We start from the raw sequence: 23382 nt of genomic DNA, 5'->3' as shown, positions 1-23382 counted from the left end.
AATTTTTAATCCAAACTCTAATTGTACGTATAATTATCTATCTTATTTAAAAGAATAGTGGAGTCTAGTGTAGTTGCCTTTCTAAAAAACAAACAATCCGAATTAATTAGATTATCAAAATCTGATTCGGTAAATATCTTAATATATTTATCATATTCGAAATAGTGTAAGTTCCTCCAATTTACTAATCCTTTTACAGCAAGCTCAGGTCCATTACACATTGTTTTTTTTGAAAAGCTCGAATTAAATATTATTGTATGAAAATAAGATTCATCAGGTGCAAATACGTACTTAAAATAATTATTAAATTTATTATGTAACTCTGAAAAATTTAATATATATTCTATGCATTGAGATGTTAGTGCCCACTGAGCAGAACCCCAATAAATATTATATTCCTCTCTATCACGAACCACTCCGTCTTTTAACTTAAAAGGTAAATAATATTGGATTCTATTGACAAACTTTTTGAATAATGTTTTATTATCCATAAACCAGTATGAGCTATATTTTCTATTGTGATATCTATCCTTTGAACCTGTAATTTTACATCCTCTAATATATTCGATCTCAGCATTGTCACGGAAAAAAGTGTTTATTTTTTCAATTGAGACTAGAGGATAGTCTAACCCTTGTAATAATATATATCTATCATACTTTTTCTTATTAAATGCTTCTTTAATCAAGGTAATTGTTGCATTAATTGAACTATAGCCCCCCCAGCTAATAGAATGTCTATTATTAATAAAATAAATTGAACTATATTCAGATAACAATTCCACAAAAGGATCTATATCCACCTTACTATCTACATGGATGTAGATATCAGCATTAACATCCATTAGCTTCTTAGCTAGTCTTGCAATATGATGCGGGTCCACGTGTGCCAATATTAAATATGCAAGTTTCATATGTCGCCTCCATCATCAATTTTTTACATAAACACTAATTGTTGGAGTTAGCGATTAACTTACTTCATGTTCGAAGACTTGAGAAAATTTAAGAATGATATTTTCAATTTCAAATCGAGCAATTGAATTTTTTATTATTAATGGGCTAGGTAAAATACTAGAGTCATTAACAATATTTTGAATTAGCACTGTGAGTTGCTTTACATCTCTAGGATCATATAACCAACCATTTTGGTTATGTTCTATTATATCAGAAGGACCAGTAGGACAATTTGAGCTTATACATGGGATTCCGTGGGACATAGCCTCCACTAGTACCATACCAAACCCTTCATACTCAGATGTTAAAATTAATGCTGTTACTCCTTCGGAAATATTCCAAGGGTCCTCTCGCCAACCATGCCACGAAATATTTTGCCCAATGCCTAATTCTGAAGCATATTTAGTCAACTTTGGTTTATCGTCACCATCACCCAAAATTGTCAGTTTCCAATCTCCAACTACACTCGATAAAGAAGTCAGTAAATCATTAACTCTCTTTTGACCATTCCAGGTAAGTCTTCCAATATATATAAAATGAGCTACCTCACTTTTAGTATGTATGTTGTATTTAGGTTTTTCTACAGGATTATGTATTAAATAAACATTCTTGTCGTTAGTAATATTAAAATCGTGTAATTGTTTAAAATTCTCACCATTAATAGCCAAGTGAAAGTCAGCACTTTTTAATAAGTCTAGATTTTTTATCTTTGTAAGTGACAAATGCATCCATGATGCAACTTTTACCTTTCTACGTATTAATCTCTTTATGAGACTTCCTACAAACACTGCCTTAGAATCAGCCCCAACTATTATATCAGGCTTAAACTTCATAATAAATATTGGTAGTAATACTATGTATTTAATGTATCTCATAATTCTAGTATCACTAGCAGCACCTATTATCCTGTGATTAATGTCTCTTAACCATTTTTCTTCTAAAGACCCCCCTAATAAAAACAGTTTTGTTTCTATTTCATTCCTGTTAAGACCTAAGACCACACTTCTAAATACGGTTTCCATTCCTCCTTGTCCGGATCTTCCGAAAGAAAGTATTATAACCCTCATTATTATCTCCTCCAAATGTGTGAAGACTATATCATTCTTTTTTATGAGCCACTGAAATCTATACATTAAAATTAACCTAGAATTGCCTTATTTTATTACCTGGCAAAATGATTTTCTTAATTTGATTTTTAAAATATTTAAATTCATCATTCCTCCAGAATAATGCTATGTACAAAACATTTATTACCACAGCATTAACAAAGGAATTCATAAAAACAGCAGTTAAACTGATATTACTCTTTAAATAGTATGAAATAAAGTAGCATATTACAAAAGAAAACAAGCCAATAAACAAATATTTGAAATACATGCTAAAATATTCAGTTAATCTTACATGAAAAATATACTTATATGTAATTTTAGGTTTAACCCAAAACACTACAGCTAAATTACTAATGAGAGTACCAATAAAAACTCCAGTTAAACCTAATATTTTAACTAAAATAATCGAGGCAATTAAATTAATAAAGGATTCAAATAATGGAGCAAATCTATCGTGATAATACTTCCCTCCACCTTCATTAAACTTCTCTACAGTTCCTCTCATTAGTTGAATATACAGATTAATCATTATTATGGATAAAGTAAAGTTATCTATTGTTTGATCATGTCCTAACCATACTGAAATGAATTGGGTTGTGGTATTGTACAATATAATAACAACAAGCGATGATACCCAGAAATTTATAAAAAACAGTCTTTTATGTACAGCGTAGGCAGCTGCTTTATCTTTTTCAACAAGTAGGTTCCCAATAGAAGCAGTAATTGCGCTCATCGCCGTTCCTGTTATCCCTTGTACGGCATTTATTATTAGACTGTAATTACTATATCTCGTTACGGTCGCTAGATTTATAAATGCTGAAATAATTAAGTTATCTGTACCAAAAAGTACAACACCACCGAACTTATGATAAATCAAAGCTTTAATATTCTTCTTTAAATTCAATTTCTCATTTATATCCAACCTATAAGATTCGATATTCCTCAACCAACCAAACTTTTTATTTATATATAAATTTAAAAATATATATCCCAATAAATTTACTGCAATTTGAATTATTAAATATAAATAAAAGTTTGGAGTTATATTTAATACCACGTATTGTAGAATTGCAGTAACTAATTTCGCAATTGTAGTAACAACTGTAACTTTATATCCTTTTTGAGAAACTATTAACACACAAAATTTATACGAAAAATAATACCCAATAACCGTATTCAATAAAACTAACAGAAAAAAAAGTCTCGCTTCTCCTATATCAATATTATCTGTTATAAATAAATTCAATATCAGAGATAATAATATACCTATAATTAATATTATCAATCCAATAATGCTGTACATTTTTTTATAAAAGTACAAATAAGCTCTTATTTTATCCCTGTCATTCTCAGCGAATGGCTTATATAAGGAAAAAATTATTGCTGTTCCAATTCCCATTTCGACAATTGATAAATATCCAATTATGTTATTATATAATGAATTTAGTCCTAACATTTCTGGGCCCAAACTATTTAAAAACACTTTCCTAATAGCAATCATCGGTAAAAAACCCGCAACAAATGCAAATACACTAATTAATATATTTATTGCAGCTTTTTTTGTTCTCATTAACCTTTCTCCTTTACTAAACATCCTACGTTCAAAAAACAAGATTCTTCACATTCCTTGATAAGGTTAAAGAGCATTATTGAATTCCGCCTTTAAAAAGCAAGGAATACTTATTTAATGTAATTAATTATTATTTAGAATTGCTTTTAAATTAAATAAAATTAATGTCCAGAACACCCATGATAGTAATACTCCAGGACTAAACATGACATTTTCGGCTCCTGAGTAAAAGAGCAATACACATAATAAAGTGAATATATTTAGATTCTCAATTCCTTTTCTTTTTTTAAGCGAGATAGATATAATGAATAATATATTCATTACAAATAATATTAATCCTATAAATCCAAACTGAATTAAATGCGTCACATACCAATTGTCAGAAAACGTTAGACCTTCAATCAATCTTAAATTCGAAGTGTTAATTGGAGCAATACCAAAAATAAAAGCATTTTGATCAAAAAGAACACTAAGATTTTGGGTTAAGTTCGTACCTCTACCACTTGCTTCTTCAAGAAATTTTGTAAAATTAAATTGAAGTAAATATATAATTAATAGCGGGAATATCAAACACAAAAGAATTGCTAACAGTAATTTCACATTTAATTTAGCTACAATACTTGAATATAGCTTTAATAAGAAAAATAATAGCATCCCTAATACCGCTGTCCTCGATCCAGTAGCCAATAGAAATATTGTTAAGATGACAATTAATGAGGACCATACATATTTGTTACCTATTTTCATTTTTTGCATATAGTAAATTAACATGATCTCTAGGAATAAATACATACCTGCTGTATTCGGATGTGAGAACCCAAAGTTAGCTCTGCTACCTCTTTCCCCTCCTGTAAGCCAATTAAAATTATCTGCGTTTAATTCATTTAAATTAACAAGTAGATTAAAAACTAAAACAAGACTATTTCCTATTAAAATCATTTGTATTACAACATTCTTATTATCACTATTAATAAATGACACTAAAATTGCCAAAGAAATAATATAAATTAAATACAATAGAATGTAATAAAGATTTTTTAATGGGTCATATTTAAAAATAGTTAACCCTATTATCGTCGGTATAGTATAAACACTTGCAAATACACTAAAAATAACTCTATGCTGAATGTTTATTTTCAGTTTTTCTTTATTAATGAATGCAAATATTAATATCATTAGCATGAATGCAAGGTATTGAAGATTAGATAATTTGTTACTTGCATTTACTAATTGGTTGCTAAATGGAACTAATACAATAAGAATTAACATTAGTTTGTTATACAAGTTTTTTTCCTTCATACTCACCATCAATTCTAAATTACTTTAATATCATCTTTAATAATACTTCTTCGTGAAATATCCATATAAGAAAAAGTACTAAGTCCTTTCTCTTCAGCAGTTTCTTTCATTAATCTGTAATACTCAGGATTTTCTATTATGTAACGAATCTTACTTTCAATTTCAGTAGCTGTATCCTGATATATAAATTCAACATTTCCACCTAAGTCCACATGTGTTGTCCCTTCCCAATACTTGCATAATAATGGTTTGCCTTGTCCTACTACCTGTTCCCAAAATACTGAATGACGTCCAGGGAAAACTACCAAGTCTGCAGCAGCAAAATATTTATACGATTCCTGGGAATCAATCCATCCAATATACTGGATTTTTTGCCCATTCACTAATTTAAGCAATTGGTCTTTTATATTTTCATCAACAGATCCAAATACTACAAGTTTAACACTCTCTATATTTATATTTGAAATTGCCTCCATAAGCAAAAGCGTTTGAGTCTTCGCTTGATCAATTTTACCACCTGTTATAACTAGAAAATCAGTATCCTTGACACCCAATACTTCCCTAATTTGTTGAATTAATCGGGGGTTTCTTGCATCCAATACTTTCTCATCATCAGCCCCCATTACTAATAAGTCACACTTTTCTCTCGGAACTCCATATATGTTCACAAGAAAATCTACTCTCGCCGGAAGTACACCATAGAACTTTTCAACAAAAGGAGCGATTAGTTGAGCATTATATTTCCATATAATCTTATGAATGATATTTTTTGAAATCCAATTTGTTGCGCTATTAGAGAAGTCAGCATGATTATCTACATATACCTTCACATCTTGGTTTCTTTTTAAATAAGAAACAATTGTCGTAATGTCCATAAACGAAATATTATGAATAAATAATATATTTGGACTCTCATTCTCTAAATGTTCTCTTAACCCAAGATATTTTTTAAATTTTTTAGTGAATTTATCATTGCCTTTCAGAGGGAGTCTTATTACTTTTACGCCATCACTGTTTATATAATTTGTTTGTGTATACTTTTCTAGACTGCTATTTATACCCCAAACCCACTGTGAGGTTATCATTGTAACTTCATATCCTAATGTTTTATGACACTTCGTTATCATATTATCTTGGTAGTTCCATCCATCTGTTACCGGACCTGCTAAACATATATGCACAATTTTCATATTGTTACCTTCTTAGACCTGAATATTTGTTGATAGCCCGATTCTTTAACCTTATCCTTACTATTATCAATTGCATACGTTACTGCTAAATCAGAAATTTTTTGAAAACCTGTTTGATCCATTTCAGCGTAAAATTCGATTGCAGAAACAAATTCATTAACTTTATTGATTGGATATACATTCCCTACACTATTTTTTTCTAAATCTTTCCAAGGAGTTTGATCAGAAACTATTGTAACACAGCCAGCTGACAGCGCTTCTTGAATAACGTGTCCGTAGTTTTCACCTAGTGTTGGAAATAAAAATAGCTGATGTTTACTGAGTGTTTTAACGACTACTTCAGAATCAACATTTCCAGAGTACTCCCAATTGACGTTTTTGGGTAATTTTTTTAATTCTACCAAACATTCTTCCCAATAGGCTTCAACATGAATAGGCCCATATATAGTTAGATTTATTTCATTTCTTACATGTTGTAGGATATGGATTGCACCCTTTAGATTTTTTTTGGGGGCTATACGTGAAATCCAAACAACATCCAACTTCCCTTTATGTTTATTTTTAAAGAAACTACTATACTCCACCCTCCGAGGGAGATCCTCAGCAATAAAGAAATTATTGTTAGTCTTAATCTGATTTTTTATTTCATTAATTTCCATCTCAGAAGTTGCAGACCAATAGATATTTTTGAATAGTCCTAATATATTAAAAACAATTATAAACAACTTTTTTTTCCTGTATTTGAGTTTAAACTCGCCTGGAGAGAACAATCCCATTGCTGCAACTATCAGAGTTTTTTTTAGAAGTCCAAGTCTATTAAGTATGAGAGATTTAATTGCATAATCATTAAAACAACCACAACAATACACAAGATCTGCCTCCGAAGCTAATTTCCTTATTAGCGAGAAAGTAAAGCCCTTTGGAGGAACATAATAGACCTTTGCTTTTCCAACTTGGTTATAATCATCTTTTTTTATATTTGAATACGGCTCTGTGTCACCATGATCTCTATCACAGGTTAAAATCATAAAATTGTATTCGTCTCCAAGATAATCAACTAGATTTTGAATTGAGCGAACTGGTCCGCCATCTTTATAACCTGGCAGATACCTACCCATAATAATCAAAATGTCTTTCTTGCCGTTCGTCATGGCTTATCTCCTACCTTTAGTCACTTACTACGCTTTTAATTCTCCTTGTGGCTTCATCCTACGATTTAACTTCTCACATTCATACATCTTGGCATCCACTAAGAATCGATACCAATATGCCTGCAAGAAGTGAAAGATTCTTCCTTCTGGTCCATCCAAAAAACCTAACTTTATGTAATATCTATAGAAGAAATATATATGTGCTCTAAAGAACTTAGGCAGCCTATAATATCCATTGTTTTTAACTTTCCGCTTCATCTTAGCTTGTTTTGTAGACGTACCATTTTCCAATAAACTTGCTTCATTGAGTACTTTTTCTACAGTCATTTGTTGATCGAGAACCTCTCGATTACTATACCAATTATGTTTATTCGTCCACCATTCCAAGTCTTTCGTGTTGTTATCAATTAAGTCGTGTTTAAAGTTCACTGTCTTACCTTCAGATAAGATCATGTGTTCATCCATAATCTTTTGCTCGCACATTGCCTTACCCGTACGGAATATGCGAAGCAATAACTCAGGATATCGACCACCGTGCTTAATCCAACGGCCCATAAAATAAACTCTTCTGCGAAGAACGATGCCAGTATACTCTTGTCCTATGCTCGGAAGCTCTTCCTTAATTTCATTTGCCAGGTCTTCCATTAACTCTTCATCTGCATCCATACGCATAGACCATTCAGATGTAATATTAGTCTGAGTAAGTCCCCAGTTCAGTTGAGTAGCATAATCGACCCATTTGTTTTGGTAGAAATCAAGTTTACTTCCAATAACTTCTAGTTCAGAGTCTAGTATCCTACAAAGATCTTCGGTCGCATCCGTGCTGTAACTATCTATTATTACAAAGCGCTTAACGATACCACGAAACGATTCTATACATTTTCTTAAGTTCTTTTCTTCATTCTTGGTGAGAATGACTACCGTAAGATCGACCATCATTTTTTCCTCTCTACTACTGTAATTTTAATGTTAGTGGTTATAACTTCTTTATGACTCTTGCCGGATTACCAGCGATTACGCAGTTATCCTCAAACACACCACTAACAACAGCACCAGCACCAACGACGCAGCCATCTCCAAGTACAGTTCCCTTTAAGATCAGAGAGTTACAACCTATGAAGCAGTTCTTCCCAATCGATATTGGTCTAGCACCAATCTTCTCTTTGATGTCAGCGTTTCTAGCCTCGGTTTCAATGGGGTGAAAATCATTATCCATGATTTTAGCGTTACCACCAACGAGCGTGTTCTCACCAATTGTTATCGATTTTCTCGCATAGATCGTTGCGCCAGAAATACCAACGTTGTTCCCAATAATGATCTTTGACTCTGGAGTTCTGGTTATAATAATGGTTCTCTGATACAAACCAACCAAATTAGATAGAAAAGATGAATTAATCGTTACATTATCACCGATGGTTAATTCAGCCCCGGATTTATTGAAAATCACCGGTATACCTTTCAGCAATAATTTCTTCCCATATCTCACTTTTGTTGCTTTCATCAAGAACTTAAACCAATTACTATTCATATGGATAACTCCTACTTAGTTAAATACTAATCTCGTGAATATATTTGTTAATAGATACATCCTTCGTTAGATTCTTAACCAAGAAGGCTCTGGCACGGCTGCTCATCTCAGCAGGAGTATTTGATTCTTTCTCGTTAAGGAATCTCTCAATAATAGCTTCAACCTCACCGTAATTACCAGGCTCAGTTACATAGCCGCATCCGGTCTCTTCAATTATTAAGCGTGCTTCCGATCCTTCTTCCAGCACACCTAGTATTGGTTTACCCGCTGCCATAATACCGTATAGTTTACTTGGAACAGATACTCCCTTAATACCTTTGGCATTAATACACCAATGAACATCACCGGCATTAAGACTGTAGATAAGATCTGATTTCTTCTGATAGGGAATAAAGGTTACATTCGTTAGATTGTACTCATCCTTGTAAGAGACCAGATTATGTAACACCGAGCCTTCTCCGATAAAGGCAAATACAACGTCTTCACGATCCTTGAATTCCTTAATGACATGCATCATATTCTCAAGATCGTAGTAGAGACCAATATTCCCGGAATACATAATGACGAACTTATTGTCTAAACCGTATTTCTTCTTGAACGCTAGTACTTGTTCATGATAGGGCGACAGAGGGTAAATTTCCTTCTCATCAATCCAGTTATTAATGAAGGAATGATTAGGAACCTTCTTCCCTTTGAATCTTTCTTTCACGGTTTCCACCATATCACGGCCAACAACAATGACTTTGTCAGAAGCTTTACAGCTGAATTTATCGAACCATAACATCGCATTTAATATCATCTTATTCTTGCTATAGCCAACAGCCATGGTCTGCTCTGGGTTAAAGTCCTGAATGTTATAAATATACTTGGCACGCTTCATCCATTTGCCCCAAACCCCGATAAGACCTCCAAGTACAGGCGGTTGCGAGATCGAATAGACATAATCCATCTTACCTGCCTTGAACGTTGCCATCATTGCACCCATAAAGTACGCAAGAATGTTCTTAATTCTGCTTATTTTGCTGCTCTTCGTGAACTCTGGCACACGAATTCGTATCACTTTGACGCCATTAATCTCTTCGTAATAGAACATCTTAGTTTTATATTCGGCAGCAACTGCCCCTGTATAGGAAGGAACCACACAAATGACTGTAATATCGAAGGAATCCAGCATCCCTTCGGCCAGTTCCTTCAGGATCTGGCCTGTCGATGCAACATCCGGATGATAATAATGAGCGTAGATAAGCAGCTTTTTCTTTACTTTTGATTCGAGGGTAACCATTGTCTACACCAGCACCCCATCGAACATTTTTCTACTTCCTTCTTCCGAGCTTACTTTGGCCATATCGTACTTCACCATGATGCTAACAAGCTCTTCGAAAGAAGTCTTAGTTGGGTTCCAGCCCAGCAATGTTCTGGCTTTGGTAGGGTCGCCGAGCAATTGTTCTACTTCTGCCGGTCTGAAGAAAGTTGGGTCTACTTCAACTATCACTTCACCTGTGGTTTTGTTGATCCCCTTCTCCTCTACGCCATTCCCTTGCCATTCGATATTGATCCCCACATGTTTAAATGCTAACTCCACAAACTCACGGACCGAGTGCATCTCACCTGTAGCGATAACGAAATCTTCCGGTTTATCATGTTGAAGAATGAGCCACATGCATTCTACATAATCTCTTGCGTAGCCCCAGTCCCGCAGGGAATCCAGGTTGCCAAGCTGCATCTTCTGTTGTTTGCCTTGTGCAATCCTTGCTGCAGCGAGCGTAATTTTCCGGGTGACGAACGTTTCACCACGGCGTTCCGACTCATGATTGAATAGAATTCCGTTAACGGCGAACATGTTATAGGATTCACGGTAGTTCTTCGTAATCCAGAACCCATAAATCTTCGCAACGCCATATGGAGAGCGAGGATAGAAAGGAGTTGTCTCTTTCTGAGGAACTTCTTGAACTTTGCCGTAAAGCTCAGAAGTGGAAGCTTGATAGACGCGGGTTTTTTCTGTTAGACCCAAAAACTTTACCGCTTCCAGAATATTTAAAGTACCCTTGCCGTCTACATCCAAGGTATAGCCAGGCATATCGAAGGATACACGTACATGTGATTGTGCTGCGAGGTTATAGATTTCATCTGGTTGAAACTCACTAATAAGGCGAGTAATATTCAGTCCATCTGTTACATCACCATAATGGAGATGGAAGTTCTGGTTATTCAGGATGTTCTTCGCTTCTTCTTCCGTAAGAAGATCTTCCAGACGTTCTTGATTGTAGGACGAGCTGCGGCGAATAACGCCATGTACTTCATAGCCCTTCTCCAAAAGGAATTCTGCCAAATAGGAACCATCTTGTCCTGTTACACCAGTAATTAACGCACGCTTAGTCATCGTTTCCACTCCTCTATTCTCTATCTCTAATTTTAATGTCTAACCAGATAATCATTCTGAAAGGTTTCGTAAACAGCATTGATCCCATCCTCAAGAGGAATGGAAGCTTTCCAGCCAAGCCCATTAATCTTCGTGACATCAACCAATTTTCTTGGTGTGCCGTCTGGAGCAGATGTATTAAATACAATCTCTCCTTCATATCCAACTACCTCTTTGATGAGGTAAGCTAATTCTTTAATAGAGATATCTTCGCCTACACCAATATTGACGATCTCATTCTCTTCGTACGTATTCATTAGGAAGAGACAAGCATCCGCCAAGTCATCGGAATGCAGGAACTCTCTGCGAGGTGTTCCGGTTCCCCATACCTCTACTTCTGGAGATTGATTCACTTTCGCTTCATGGAGCTTACGGATAAGCGCAGGGAGAACATGCGAAGTCTTAAGGTCGAAATTATCATTAGGTCCATACATGTTCGTTGGCATAACCGAGATGTACTGGGTACCGTATTGGCGATTATAGGATTGGCACATTGTAATGCCAGCAATCTTCGCGATTGCATATGGCTCATTCGTAGGTTCGAGTACACCCGTGAGGAGATATTCTTCCTTCATCGGCTGCGGAGCAAACTTCGGATAGATACAAGTCGAGCCCAGGAACAGCAGCTTCTTCACTTCATTGCGATATGCGGCATCAATGACATTAGTCTGGATCAAGATATTGTCTCGGATAAAGTCTGCCGGGTACTCATTGTTTGCAACGATACCGCCAACCTTAGCAGCCGCCAAGAATACATATTCAATTCCTTCTTCCTCGAAGAAAGAAAGAACCCGATCCCTATTCAATAGATCGAGTTCAGCACGGGTGCGATAGACAAGATTGTGATAGCCCTTAGCCTCAAGAGCTCTTAGTATGGCAGAACCCACCAAACCTCTGTGCCCTGCTACAAAAATCTTAGAATGTAATTCCACTCTCTATCCACTCCTTCTCTCTAATACGCGTCTTCCGATCCGACCATGGCTTTCGCCGTCTTCATGATGATCTGCAGATCGAAGAGCACATTTCTTTTCTCTATATACTCAAGATCCAGCTCCACCATCTCTTTGAAACCAAGCTCATTCCGGCCGCTTACTTGCCACAATCCGGTACAGCCTGGTTTCACACGAAGGCGGAGTTTATCATAGCTGCTATATTCAGCCACTTCTCTTGGAAGAGGGGGGCGAGGGCCAACGAGTGACATATTGCCTCGAACCACATTCCATAATTGCGGAAGTTCATCGATGCTGGTGCGACGGATAAACCTTCCAACAGTTGTAATTCTTGGGTCATGTTTCATCTTGAACATGTGACCTTCTATCTCATTCTTATGTAAGAGCTCTGTTAATAAGTCCTCTGCATTTGGAACCATAGAGCGAAATTTAAACATTCGGAAATTCTTTTCATTGATTCCAACCCGATTCTGATAGAAGAAGACTGGTGCTTTCGGGTTCTCCAGCTTAATTAAGAGAGCAATAACAAGCAATATTGGCGATAATAAAATAAGACCACATGCCGCACCCACAAGATCAATCATTCGTTTGATCATGAGATAAGTTCGCTTGGCACTTCTGGTCTGAGCTTGAGCGTTATGAGCAATAGATAAATGGCTGTCAAATGTCATCTCGGATTCTTTCCGAAGAGGCGATAACGCCATACAACAATCTCCCCCGTATTATTTCGATTTATGGATAAGTTCTCTTTGTAAGATTTCCTTCATTGCTTCTAGTAATGGACCTTTTAACGATTCGTTCCTAAGCGCATAATCAAGAGTCGTTGTTATAAAACCTAACTTCTCACCAACATCATAACGTTTGCCCTCGAATTCATAGGCATAAACACCTTCCGATTCGTTCAGCTTCTGAATAGCATCGGTCAACTGAATCTCGCCGCCTGCACCCTTCTCTTGCTTCTGCAGAAACTTAAAGATTTCCGGAGTCAGCACATAACGGCCCATAATTGCAAGATTCGATTGCGTTGTACCTGGAGCCGGCTTCTCTATAAACTGGTCAACCAAGCTTAATAAGCCATTCTTCTCACTGTACTCCACAATGCCATAGCGTTCGGTCTCGTTCATCGGAACAGGCTTTACACCAATAACGGATCGTCCTGTCTGCTCGTACTGATCCATCAGCTGTCTTGTACATGGAATTACAGAATCCACGATATCATCGCCAAGCAGAACAGCAAATGGTTCATCTCCAATGAAATTACGTGCACACCATACGGCATGACCAAGCCCTTTGGCTTCCTTCTGACGAATGAAATGAATATCGACCTTCGAAGATTTCTGCACTTCATCGAGCAGGGTAAACTTGCCTTTCTCAAACAGATTCTGTTCCAGCTCGAAGGCGTTATCGAAGTGGTCTTCGATCGCACGCTTCCCCTTGCCCGTAACGATAATAATATCTTCAATTCCCGAGGCTACTGCTTCTTCCACAATGTACTGAATGGTGGGCTTGTCTACAATTGGAAGCATTTCCTTCGGCATTGCTTTGGTCGCGGGCAGGAACCGGGTTCCAAGGCCAGCGGCCGGGATAATGGCCTTCCTAACTTTTGTCATTGTTTATTCCCTCTCTTTTCTTTCTTCTCTCTCTATTATCTAGGTATATTGTGTAGGATAAATATACGAGCTATGCCTTTCTTCAGTAGAAAAACATAGCTCGAACATTTATAAAATAAATAGTAGGGGCATTAAACCCCTCCTCACATCACACCATTGGCAATAATGCCTAAGGTCCCTAGGACCCACAGCGTGACCGAGTGCCTGCATTGATAAAGGATCAGCAGACTTTACCTTGAGCGAATATCAGTAGCCGCTCATTCTACTTTGCATCAGCACCATAGTAATAATAGTAAGCAGCCTCGTTAGACCGACGCTTTACATTATTAAGCACAACACCAAGGATACGCGCGTTTACATTCTGCAGATTCTGAATCGCCTTCTGGGCGAATTGTCGCTTCACTCTACCTTGATCAACAACAAGTACTACTCCGTCACTCTTTGTCGCTGCAATCTGTGCATCTGTTACTGCAAGCAGCGGCGGTGTATCCACAAGCACGATATCATACATTGTTCTTAACTCATCCAATACAGCCGTCATTCGCTTCGATGCCAGCATCTCGGCTGGATTCGGCGGAATTGGACCAGCAGTAATGACATCCAGATTCGGGATATCCGTGGATTGAATCACTTCTTGCAGCGTGCTATGCTGCGCCATGACCGAGGATAGGCCAAACCGGTTCGAAATCTGGAACGTCTTATGTGCCGTTGGCTTCCGCATATCGGCATCAATCAGGACAACCTTGCGATCGGATTGGCCGTACGCCACTGCCAGATTGGCAATTGTCGTAGACTTTCCTTCACCTGGTCCTGCAGAAGATACCATTATGACCTGCATTGCAGAGTCAATTGCAGCAAACTCAATATTGGTCCGAAGGGTACGATACGTCTCTGAGACCGGGGATCGTGGATTCGCAACCGTAATGAGACGGCGTTTATTTTCCGATAGTGACATTCTCTAGCCCTCCCGCCTTCTGTCTGCCTAGTTCTCTGCTTCCCGAACCGTTCTGGAATTCCGCTTCGCCGACCTTCGCTACCATCGCCAGTGTTGCTTGACCTAAGTAACGCTCAACATCTGCCTCTGTCTTAATCGTGTCATCCATATATTCCAACAGGAACGCGATTCCGACTGCGACCATTAAGGAAACAATGAAGCTGATGATAATAGTCAGCGTCACATTAGGTGCAACTGGCCCTGGCTGATCATCCAGTGAAGCTTCATTCAGAATGGATACGTTCTCGATGTTGAAGATATTCGGGATTTCCTTCTGAAAAACAATGGAGATTGCGTTAACGATCTCCGCCGCTTGCTTGTATGACACATCCTGAACAGCTAGTGTCATAACCTGCGTATCATTCACGGAACTCACTTGAATTTTCTCTGAAAGCTCCTTAGCTGATAACCCGAGCTGCGGATATTGCTCTGCTACCTTACCTAGAATCGCCGGTGTCTTGATTACCTCTTTATAGGTATCTATCATCTTGATGTTAGAGTTAATTTGATTCAGATCCAGTTGACCAACAGAAAGCTGCTGTTGACTAGTCTGATTCACGACAATTTTGGTCGAAGCCTCGTAGATTGGATCCTTGAACAACATGGTGTAGACACCAGCAGCTATTGTACATATCAGAACAAAAATAACTATAAGTGCCAATCTCTTTCTCACGATAAGAAAATACTCGCGTAAATCTAGTTCCTCAGACACTATGTTCCTCCTTCTGTAAGCCTAGATGTTTTATGCAATTTTACTACTATAGTCCTAATATATAAAGGCAAAAATTGTTAATAATGCTGTATTTTTAATATTTCTCAATAGAAAACCCTCTTCCCATCAACAGCAAGTCTGAGAAGAGGGTCTATGGTCCTATTTAACTATTTGAAGTTAACTGCGCGGTAGATCATAACTGCTGCTTCAGCACGTGTTGCCGAGGCATTCGGAGAGAATTTACCTTTGTTACCAATTACGATTTCATGTTCCGAAGCGAATGCTACCCCTGCTTTGAGTGCAGTACTAATCGAGCTTGCATCCTTGAAGTTCGCAAGGGCTGCATTCACGTCAGCAACGTCTGCAGCACCTTTCGTTACTTTCAATGCGCGAGCGATCATCGTTGCCATCTCAGCACGAGTGATTTGTGCATTCGGATCGAATTTCGAAGCCGAACGGCCTTGGATAATACCAAGTTTCGAAGCTGCACCGATGTAAGGAGCTGCCCAGTTGGAATCTGCAACGTCAGCGAAGCTTTCTTTCGCCAGGCTGTTGTCCAGATCAAGTGCACGAGTCAGCATCTTCGCAAACTCAGCACGAGTTACGTTATCTTTAGGAGCAAATACGCCGGCTTTTTTGCCTTCGATTGCACCTTTTGCTGCGATAACTTCGATCGCGCGGCCTGCCCATGCTTGAACGGATGCGATATCGGAGAAGGTTACTTTATTTTCTACAACAACATATTGGGAGAACGTATCGCGGTGCTCAACGATTGTATTGCCTTGTACGGAACCGCCTTGGAATACAAGCTTGCCGTCAACGATCTTCGCAAGGGACAACAGTTCTTTGTCAACGCCGTCTACGTTACCGAGTGGAACACTGACAATTACAGGCTGCGTGAACGATGTTACGGATTGACCACCGATGGAAAGGCCAAAGCTGTATACATCAGAAGCTGCTTGAAGACCACCAGTTGTAGTGGAATCTGCTTTGGATTTGTTGATTTTGAAGTCAACTGCTCCATTGAATTGACCACCAACCGGAAGCACTGCGCTTAGGCCATTTACTGTCAAGTTAATGCCGCTAAGACCCGCTTTGATTGCTTCTTGAATAACTGCGTTATTCAGGCCGATATTCACATCGTTCTGAGCAACGTTACCCAGGCTGATGTTCAGAACTACTGGAGGCACAGCCACACCTGGTGCCAGTGCTTTCACGTTCTTCAGAATCTCGCCGATACCCGCGATTGCAGACAGAACAGACGAACCGCTAACTTGCAGAGAAGCTTGACCGTTCGATACGGTTACATTGCTGGAGAGATCGAAGTTCGACAATTTATTAACCAATGCTGTCGCTTGTTGAATAGCTTGTGCAATGATTGCAGCTTTCTCAGCAGCATCCGATGCAGCAGCCAGCTTCTTCTTGATGTCATCGATGAAGGCAGTTACCTCTTTCGGAACTTCAACAGTACCTTCGTCAACCGTACCGCCGCCGATACCGCCAGTGCCGCCGGTGCTTGTTTCGTTCATTTTCAGGTAAGCGCTGTATAGAGCTGCACCTGCTTTAAGAACAACCGTGCTGTCAATTTTCTCTTGAGCACGAAGAACAACATCTTTCAAATCTGCTGGAGCAATGCCATAAGCTTCAAAGACATCTTGAACAACAAGGCTCTCTGCCGATAATGCGTTAAATGCATCTTCAATCAGTTTCGCTCTCTTAACTGGATCATTCAGTACTGCTAGCAGTGCGACTGGATCAGCAGCCAAGCCATTAAGCAGACCAGCAACTTTCTCTTGCAATGTGAAGAAGTATTCTGCAACGTCGTCAACTGTCAGGTCGTCAACTTGCTGTTCGGAGAAACCAGCACCTACAGCCAGTTCAGCCAGAACGCGGCGGTATTCATCCGTATTACGGATTGTTTCAAGCTCAGTCAGGTTTGCATCGTATGTAACCGAAATGACGTCCAGAACGAGGTTCGCTACCGCTGCCTTGTCAATATCATCGAAGCCAGCACCCAGTTTAGTTGTCACTTTGCTTGTAATTGGATTAGCAATATATTTAAGTTCGTCAGTGTTCAAAGCTTGGATGGCTTCGCGTAAATCTTGCACTTGGTCAAGACCGCTTGTTGCAACAAGTGCAGCACGTAGTTTAGTTGCATACGTCACGATATCTGTGCTTGGGAATGCTGCGCTGGCCGCATAAGCCGTTGCATTAAAACCTAATTTTTCTGCCAAACCTTTGTTGCTCAGCGGAATACCTGCAAATGCTGTTGCTGCTAAGCTTGCTGCAATAGTGGATACGATTAGTTTCTTTCTGATCGTCACTTCGGTTCACCTCATAGTTTAATAGTTTTTTACAGTATGTAACTCTCACACTACCTATACCATAATCTGGTATTTATAGACACAAATAACGTGACAAACCTACTAGAACGTAAGATCTACCCCTCTTGTTGATTGCCAATTCGTTATCCATTTCTGGCATATGTACCCTATTACTGGTCCAAGCAGCCATGGGTTCCGGCCGATAGAACATGTGTCTATATCCTTTACTGCTAAAATGTACCTAGGAAAATACTTGAATCCCAGTATAGCACGATAGATCAAATGAATCAGCACTTTCGCAATCTTTCCTATAATTCGACAAAAAATGATCGGATTGAACTATATAATTCGTAGTTTTATCCAGAATGACAGCGTTTTCAGTCGATATTTAATATTGGAAATTATATTTCCTGTTATTTTTCGACAAAATAAAAACCGTGCCCATAGCCGATAGAGGTCCTATTTTGTCTAAAATAAGGACTTCTGGTCGACCATAAGCACGGTTATGCCAGTATATGTAAAACTTTACTTGCGATGCATCTTAAATTCCAAGAATAATTCGTTATAATGGGCGAGCATTCTTTTGCCAAGATTCTGGTAGACCTCAAGCTTCTCGGTGAGTTCTTTGCCTGGATAGAACCGCTTATCGCCCGAGATCTCCTCCGGCAAATATTCAAGCGCCTTGGCGTTCGGAGTCGAGTAGCCGACGTATTCGGCATTCTGCGCTGCATGCTCAGGATCGAGCATGAAGTTGATGAACTCGTGCGCGCCCTCGATATTCTTCGCTGTCTTCGGAATAACCATATTATCGAACCACAGGTTCGAGCCTTCCTCCGGCACAACGTAGTCCAGCTTCTCGTTCTCACTCATAATCTCCGAAGCATCACCGGACCATACGAGACCAACCGCCGCCTCTTCATTCGCAAGCAGCAGCTTGATCTCGTCACCTACGATCGCTTTCACATTCGGCGTCAGCGTATCCAGCTTCGCCTTTGCCTCCTGCAGATGCTCTTCATTCGTATCGTTAAGCGAGTAATGCAGGCTGTTCAGCCCCATCCCGATGACCTCACGCGCACCGTCGAGCAGCAGGATCTGATTCTTGAGACTTGGATTCCACAGATCCGCCCAGCTCTTGAAGGTGAGATCGGTCTTATCCGGGTTGTAGACAATCCCTACCGTTCCCCAGAAATAAGGAATGGAGTATTTGTTATCCGGATCAAAGCTAAGGTTCATGAAGCTTGGATCAATATACTTGAGATTCGGCAGCTTGCTCTTATCGAGCGGAAGCAGCAGGTTCTCTTGTTTCATTTTATCAATCGCATATTCAGAAGGAACGCTGACGTCGAACGTCGTCCCGCCCTGCTCGATCTTCGTCATCATCGCTTCGTTGGAATCAAATGTCTGGTAAATGACCTTGATGCCCGTCTCCTTCTGGAACTGATCCAGCAGCTCAGGGTCGATATAATCGCCCCAGTTGTAGATCGTGAGCGTATCCTTGCCCGTGTAGCCTTCGCTCTTATTGAGGTAGGAGGTCAAGTACATGAGTCCAAAAGAAACGATCAGCACCGCGACGAACGTCTGAACTAATGATTTCATCTCCGTCCCTCCGATCGAGCCGAAGTCCGGTTATTCCGCTGATTGATGAAGTAGTAGCCGATGACCAGCACAATCGTGAACAGGAAGATCAACGTCGACAGGGCATTGATCGACAGCGCAATCCCTTGGCGGGCCCGCGAGTAGATCTCAACCGATAAGGTGGAGAACCCGTTGCCCGTTACGAAGAAGGTTACCGCAAAGTCGTCCAGCGAGTAAGTTAATGCCATAAAGAATCCGGCAAAGATGCCCGGCTTGATAAACGGAATAATAACACGCGACAGCACATGCCAGCTGCTTGCACCAAGGTCGCGGGCCGCATCGATCAGCGTTGGGCTCATCTCCTGCAGCTTCGGCAGCACCATAATGACGACGATTGGTACACTGAATGCGATATGCGACAGCAGCACGGACACGAAGCCAAGTTTAATGCCAATAATCGTAAACAGGATTAAGAACGAAGCACCAACAATAACATCCGGGCTGACAATTAGCACGTTATTAAGGGAAAGCAGCGCGTTCTTCGGTTGGCGTCTTTTTACATAATGAATCGAAAGCGCGCCAGCAATGCCGAACAGGACCGAGATCGCTGACGACAGCAGCGCCACGATGAACGTGTTTAGCACAATAATAAGCAGGCGGGTATCCGCGAATACCTCTTGGTACCACTCGAAGGTAAAGCCCTCAAAGTTGCGCATCGCCCCACCGCTGTTGAACGAGTAGAAGATCAGATAGAAGATCGGCGCGTACAAAATGATAAATACGGCGATCAGATACACATTAGATAGCTTTCTGGTTTTCACTTTGCAGCCCTCTCTTTCTGCTGCTGCCTGTTAACAGCATAATGATCACCATCGCGATAATCAGGAACACCGCAATTGTTGCGCCCATTCCCCAGTCCTGGGTAACGAGAAAATGCTGCTCAATCGCCGTACCAAGTGTGATAACTCGGTTGCCGGCGATAAGCCGCGTAATCATGAAGAGCGACAAGGCGGGAATAAAGACCGCTTGGCAGCCGGACTTCACGCCGCTTAGTGTAAGCGGGAAAATGACCCGGCGGAACGCTCCCCATGGTGATGCTCCGAGATCCCGCGCCGCGAAGACGAGCGATGGATTAAGCTCCTCGAGCGAGTTGAAGATCGGCAGGATCATGAACGGGATAAAGATATAGACCGATACGAATATAAAGCTGAAGTCGGTAAACAGGATTTGCTGGGTACCGATGCCGATGAATTTTAAGACACCATTCACGAAACCGTATGTACCAAACAGGCCAAGGAAGGCGTATGCCTTCAGCAGCAGGTTAATCCAGCTTGGCAAAATAATAAGCAGCAGCCATAACTGCTTATGTTTGGTCTTCGTCAGCAAGTAGGCCGCCGGATAGGCGACTAAGAGCGAGAAGGCCGTGATCAGGAAGGCGTACCAGAACGAGCTCAGCGTCATTTTCAGATAAACAGGTGTGAAAAATTTCTCGTAGTTACCGAACGTGAAGTTCCCCTCTACATCGAAGAAGGAGTAGTACACAACCAGCACGATTGGCGCGATAACGAACAGCACAATCCATAAAAGATACGGGGCGAGATAGAAGTTACGTGTATTAGTTCTCATCTTGACCCTCGCTGTAGGCGTCCAGCCGCTTATCGAACTCTTCCTCCGTCTCGCCAAGGCGCATAACGTGAATCGCTTCCGGATCAAAGTACAGCCCGATCTGCTCGCCTACTGTTGCTTTCTTCGTAGAGTGGACAAGCCATTTGTTACCCGCTTCATCGTAGCAGGAGATCTCGTAATGGACACCGCGGAACAGCTGTGAATCTACACGCACCTGCAGTTTGCCTTGCTCCGACTTCGTGATTTCCAGATCCTCCGGACGAATGACGATCTCAACAGGTTCGTTGGGATTAAGGCCTTGGTCCACGCACTCGAACGTACGTCCCGCGAATTCAACCTCGAAGTCCTGCTTCATACGGCCAGCCACAATGTTGGATTCCCCGATAAAATCAGCCACGAACCGGTTAATCGGCTCATCGTAAATATCGTTAGGCGTACCGCTCTGCTCGATCTTGCCCTGGTTCAGGACGAAGATCTCATCGGACATCGCAAGCGCTTCTTCCTGGTCATGGGTAACGAAGATAAAGGTAATGCCAAGGCGGCGCTGCAGCTCTCTGAGTTCGTATTGCATCTCGGTGCGGAGCTTGAGGTCGAGTGCGGATAGCGGCTCGTCCAATAGGATGACTTCCGGCTCATTAACGATAGCCCGTGCGATGGCAACACGCTGGCGCTGGCCGCCGGACATTTCGCTAATATTACGTGTCTCGTAGCCTTCCAGGTTGACGAAGCGAAGGGCTTCTTTTACTTTTGCCGTGACTGCTGTGTTCTTCAGCTTCTTGATGCGAAGGCCAAAGGCGACATTCTCGAACACATTGAGATGCGGGAACAACGCGTAGTCTTGGAACACTGTATTCACTTGACGCTCATTCGGCGGGATGCGGTTAATGACCTTGCCGTTAAAATAAATCTGACCCTTAGATGGTTCGATGAACCCGGCGATCAGCCGTAGGATCGTTGTTTTGCCGCAGCCCGAAGGGCCAAGCAGCGTGTAAAACTTGCCTTTCTCAATCTCGAAGCTGACTTCGGCGAGGACCGTAGTCTGGTCGTCATATTGCTTCGTCACTTGCTCGAATCGGATGATCGTTTGATCCGACATATTTGCAGCACCCCTTCACTACCCGGAGGTAAACGTAATCAATTATTTAGTTACCTAATGATTGCTTTCAGCAATTGATTATACAGGAAGGATCCTTATACGCGCATGACTTTTTAAGCTTCCGGGGATATAATACAAGAATAAGTTTGTACAAGGTGAAACGGCTTCCCGATCCTTTGGTAGCGAAGCGCGTTTCATTCCGGAGAATTCTAAGCCAGTTTATAAGACAAAAACTTATAAATGCTTAGAATTTCTAAAATCTTATTTACCATAAAAAGGAGTGTATGTACCTATGGCACAGTATCGTGAGATTGATTCCATGGACAGCTGGAACGAGGTTTTTGAAGCTTCTAGCGAGCGTCCTGTCGTCATTTTCAAGCACAGCACAACTTGTCCAGTAAGCGCAAACGCGTACCGCGAGTTCAATGAATACTTGAACGGCAGCCCGCGTGAAGATGCTGATTATGTACTCGTTAAAGTTATCGAATCCCGTCCAGTGTCGCTGCAAATTGCAGAAGACACAGCGGTTAAGCATGAATCCCCGCAAATCATGATGATCGACAAGAAAGCAAAAGTATGGTCCGCTTCCCACTGGTCGATCACGAAAGAGCATATTGCAGCGGTGTTGGACTAGCTGTTTGGAATGATCGGCAAGCACATGTGCTTGCCGATTTCTTATTTATCTGCAACTAGTATGCCCCAGTTGCTGGAATTTCCTCTTATGAGGCTGAATTGGACTACTTGGCCTGATGGACTGCCCCTTACGTTGGATTTCATCCAACTAAGATATCTATTGCTTGCTCTTCACCGCTCACCCTTCGTTGGATTTCATCCAATGAAGATCCCACCATTCACCCTATGTTGGATTACGTCCAACTTAAGTCGGCTCACCGCTGACTGCTGCAAGCTACGTTGGATTCTGTACAGTAACTCTCGCCAATATGAGCTTCTTTCGCCTAAATGAGCTCATTCTGCTGGATGATATCCAATGTAGCTTTTGTTACCTTGACGTGACGCGTCATTATGTTGTACGAAATCCAGTCTTCGGCGGGCCGATATCCCCTGCTAACCTCTATTACCTGAATATTAGTCACTCTAACCACCATACGATGGATTTCATCAAACTAAGCTCCCGCCTTTCACCCTACATTGGATTTCTTCCAACGTAGGTCGGCTCATTGCAGTTTACTGCGAGCTGTGTTGGATTCTATACAGTAACTTTCGCCAATACGAGCTATACTCGCCTATATGAGCTCATTCTGCTGGATGATATCCAAT

21 protein-coding genes are annotated in these 23382 nt (G+C 40.5%); 1 reads left to right on the top strand and 20 read right to left on the bottom strand.

Annotation, left to right across the window (positions count from 1 at the left end; genetic code table 11):
* Positions 1 to 17 precede the first annotated feature (17 nt).
* The 20 genes from AB4Y93_RS14365 to AB4Y93_RS14270 all read right to left on the bottom strand — a co-directional run bounded on the left by AB4Y93_RS14365 (position 18) and on the right by AB4Y93_RS14270 (position 22104).
* A complete protein-coding gene (locus tag AB4Y93_RS14365; RefSeq protein ID WP_441893025.1) occupies positions 18 to 911 on the bottom strand; it encodes a beta-1,6-N-acetylglucosaminyltransferase in 894 nt (297 codons plus the stop codon).
* A 54-nt stretch (positions 912 to 965) separates the two neighbouring features.
* The gene (locus tag AB4Y93_RS14360) at positions 966 to 2018 is read right to left on the bottom strand and encodes a glycosyltransferase (RefSeq protein WP_441893023.1); all 1053 of its coding nucleotides are present in this window, start codon (positions 2016 to 2018) and stop codon (positions 966 to 968) included.
* A gap of 76 nt (positions 2019 to 2094) precedes the next feature.
* A complete protein-coding gene (locus tag AB4Y93_RS14355; RefSeq protein WP_441893021.1) occupies positions 2095 to 3630 on the bottom strand; it encodes a lipopolysaccharide biosynthesis protein in 1536 nt (511 codons plus the stop codon).
* A 123-nt stretch (positions 3631 to 3753) separates the two neighbouring features.
* Positions 3754 to 4914, bottom strand: a complete 1161-nt coding sequence (locus AB4Y93_RS14350; RefSeq protein ID WP_441893019.1) for a hypothetical protein — start codon at positions 4912 to 4914, stop codon at positions 3754 to 3756.
* Between the two features lie 29 nt (positions 4915 to 4943).
* Positions 4944 to 6119, bottom strand: a complete 1176-nt coding sequence (locus AB4Y93_RS14345; RefSeq protein ID WP_441893017.1) for a glycosyltransferase — start codon at positions 6117 to 6119, stop codon at positions 4944 to 4946.
* A complete protein-coding gene (locus AB4Y93_RS14340) occupies positions 6116 to 7270 on the bottom strand; it encodes a glycosyltransferase family 4 protein (protein WP_441893015.1) in 1155 nt (384 codons plus the stop codon). Before AB4Y93_RS14340 ends, AB4Y93_RS14345 begins: the two co-directional genes overlap by 4 nt.
* 27 nt (positions 7271 to 7297) lie before the next feature.
* Positions 7298 to 8209, bottom strand: coding sequence for a glycosyltransferase family 2 protein (locus AB4Y93_RS14335; protein ID WP_441893013.1), 912 nt, complete (start codon positions 8207 to 8209; stop codon positions 7298 to 7300).
* Positions 8210 to 8246: 37 nt separating this feature from the next.
* Entirely contained in the window at positions 8247 to 8798 is a 552-nt protein-coding gene (locus tag AB4Y93_RS14330) for an acyltransferase (RefSeq protein WP_441893011.1), read from the bottom strand.
* A gap of 19 nt (positions 8799 to 8817) precedes the next feature.
* The gene (locus tag AB4Y93_RS14325; RefSeq protein WP_441893009.1) at positions 8818 to 10080 is read right to left on the bottom strand and encodes a glycosyltransferase family 4 protein; all 1263 of its coding nucleotides are present in this window, start codon (positions 10078 to 10080) and stop codon (positions 8818 to 8820) included.
* 3 nt (positions 10081 to 10083) lie between these two features.
* A complete protein-coding gene (gene gmd / locus AB4Y93_RS14320; RefSeq protein WP_441893007.1) occupies positions 10084 to 11178 on the bottom strand; it encodes a GDP-mannose 4,6-dehydratase in 1095 nt (364 codons plus the stop codon).
* 32 nt (positions 11179 to 11210) lie between these two features.
* Positions 11211 to 12149 carry a GDP-L-fucose synthase gene (gene fcl / locus AB4Y93_RS14315; RefSeq protein ID WP_441893005.1) on the bottom strand — a complete coding sequence of 313 codons (939 nt, stop codon included), beginning with the start codon at positions 12147 to 12149 and terminating at the stop codon, positions 11211 to 11213.
* Between the two features lie 20 nt (positions 12150 to 12169).
* Positions 12170 to 12871 carry a sugar transferase gene (locus tag AB4Y93_RS14310; RefSeq protein WP_441893003.1) on the bottom strand — a complete coding sequence of 234 codons (702 nt, stop codon included), beginning with the start codon at positions 12869 to 12871 and terminating at the stop codon, positions 12170 to 12172.
* 18 nt (positions 12872 to 12889) lie between these two features.
* Entirely contained in the window at positions 12890 to 13777 is an 888-nt protein-coding gene (galU, locus tag AB4Y93_RS14305; RefSeq protein ID WP_441893001.1) for a UTP--glucose-1-phosphate uridylyltransferase GalU, read from the bottom strand.
* Positions 13778 to 14039: 262 nt separating this feature from the next.
* Positions 14040 to 14732, bottom strand: a complete 693-nt coding sequence (locus AB4Y93_RS14300; RefSeq protein ID WP_441892999.1) for a CpsD/CapB family tyrosine-protein kinase — start codon at positions 14730 to 14732, stop codon at positions 14040 to 14042.
* Positions 14713 to 15483, bottom strand: a complete 771-nt coding sequence (locus tag AB4Y93_RS14295) for a YveK family protein (RefSeq protein WP_441892997.1) — start codon at positions 15481 to 15483, stop codon at positions 14713 to 14715. Before AB4Y93_RS14295 ends, AB4Y93_RS14300 begins: the two co-directional genes overlap by 20 nt.
* 167 nt (positions 15484 to 15650) lie before the next feature.
* Positions 15651 to 17807, bottom strand: coding sequence for an S-layer homology domain-containing protein (locus AB4Y93_RS14290; RefSeq protein WP_441892995.1), 2157 nt, complete (start codon positions 17805 to 17807; stop codon positions 15651 to 15653).
* A gap of 525 nt (positions 17808 to 18332) precedes the next feature.
* Positions 18333 to 19403, bottom strand: a complete 1071-nt coding sequence (locus AB4Y93_RS14285; protein ID WP_441892993.1) for an ABC transporter substrate-binding protein — start codon at positions 19401 to 19403, stop codon at positions 18333 to 18335.
* Entirely contained in the window at positions 19400 to 20203 is an 804-nt protein-coding gene (locus AB4Y93_RS14280) for an ABC transporter permease (RefSeq protein ID WP_441892991.1), read from the bottom strand. The genes AB4Y93_RS14285 and AB4Y93_RS14280 overlap by 4 nt, the downstream gene beginning before the upstream one ends.
* Entirely contained in the window at positions 20181 to 21008 is an 828-nt protein-coding gene (locus AB4Y93_RS14275) for an ABC transporter permease (protein ID WP_441892989.1), read from the bottom strand. Before AB4Y93_RS14275 ends, AB4Y93_RS14280 begins: the two co-directional genes overlap by 23 nt.
* On the bottom strand, positions 20998 to 22104 hold the full coding sequence (locus AB4Y93_RS14270; RefSeq protein WP_441892987.1) for an ABC transporter ATP-binding protein: 1107 nt from the start codon (positions 22102 to 22104) through the stop codon (positions 20998 to 21000). Before AB4Y93_RS14270 ends, AB4Y93_RS14275 begins: the two co-directional genes overlap by 11 nt.
* Positions 22105 to 22396: 292 nt before the next feature.
* Between AB4Y93_RS14270 and ytxJ the strand changes: the two genes are divergently transcribed.
* Positions 22397 to 22738: a bacillithiol system redox-active protein YtxJ gene (ytxJ, locus tag AB4Y93_RS14265; protein WP_441892985.1), complete on the top strand. Its 342-nt coding sequence runs from the start codon at positions 22397 to 22399 to the stop codon at positions 22736 to 22738.
* The last annotated feature ends 644 nt before the right edge of the window (positions 22739 to 23382 follow it).

It is taken from the genome of Paenibacillus sp. YAF4_2 (assembly GCF_052113225.1).
In the GTDB taxonomy this organism is placed as follows: domain Bacteria; phylum Bacillota; class Bacilli; order Paenibacillales; family Paenibacillaceae; genus Pristimantibacillus.
Note: the sequence above shows the minus strand (reverse complement) of the source record. Positions and strands in the feature narration are given on the sequence as shown.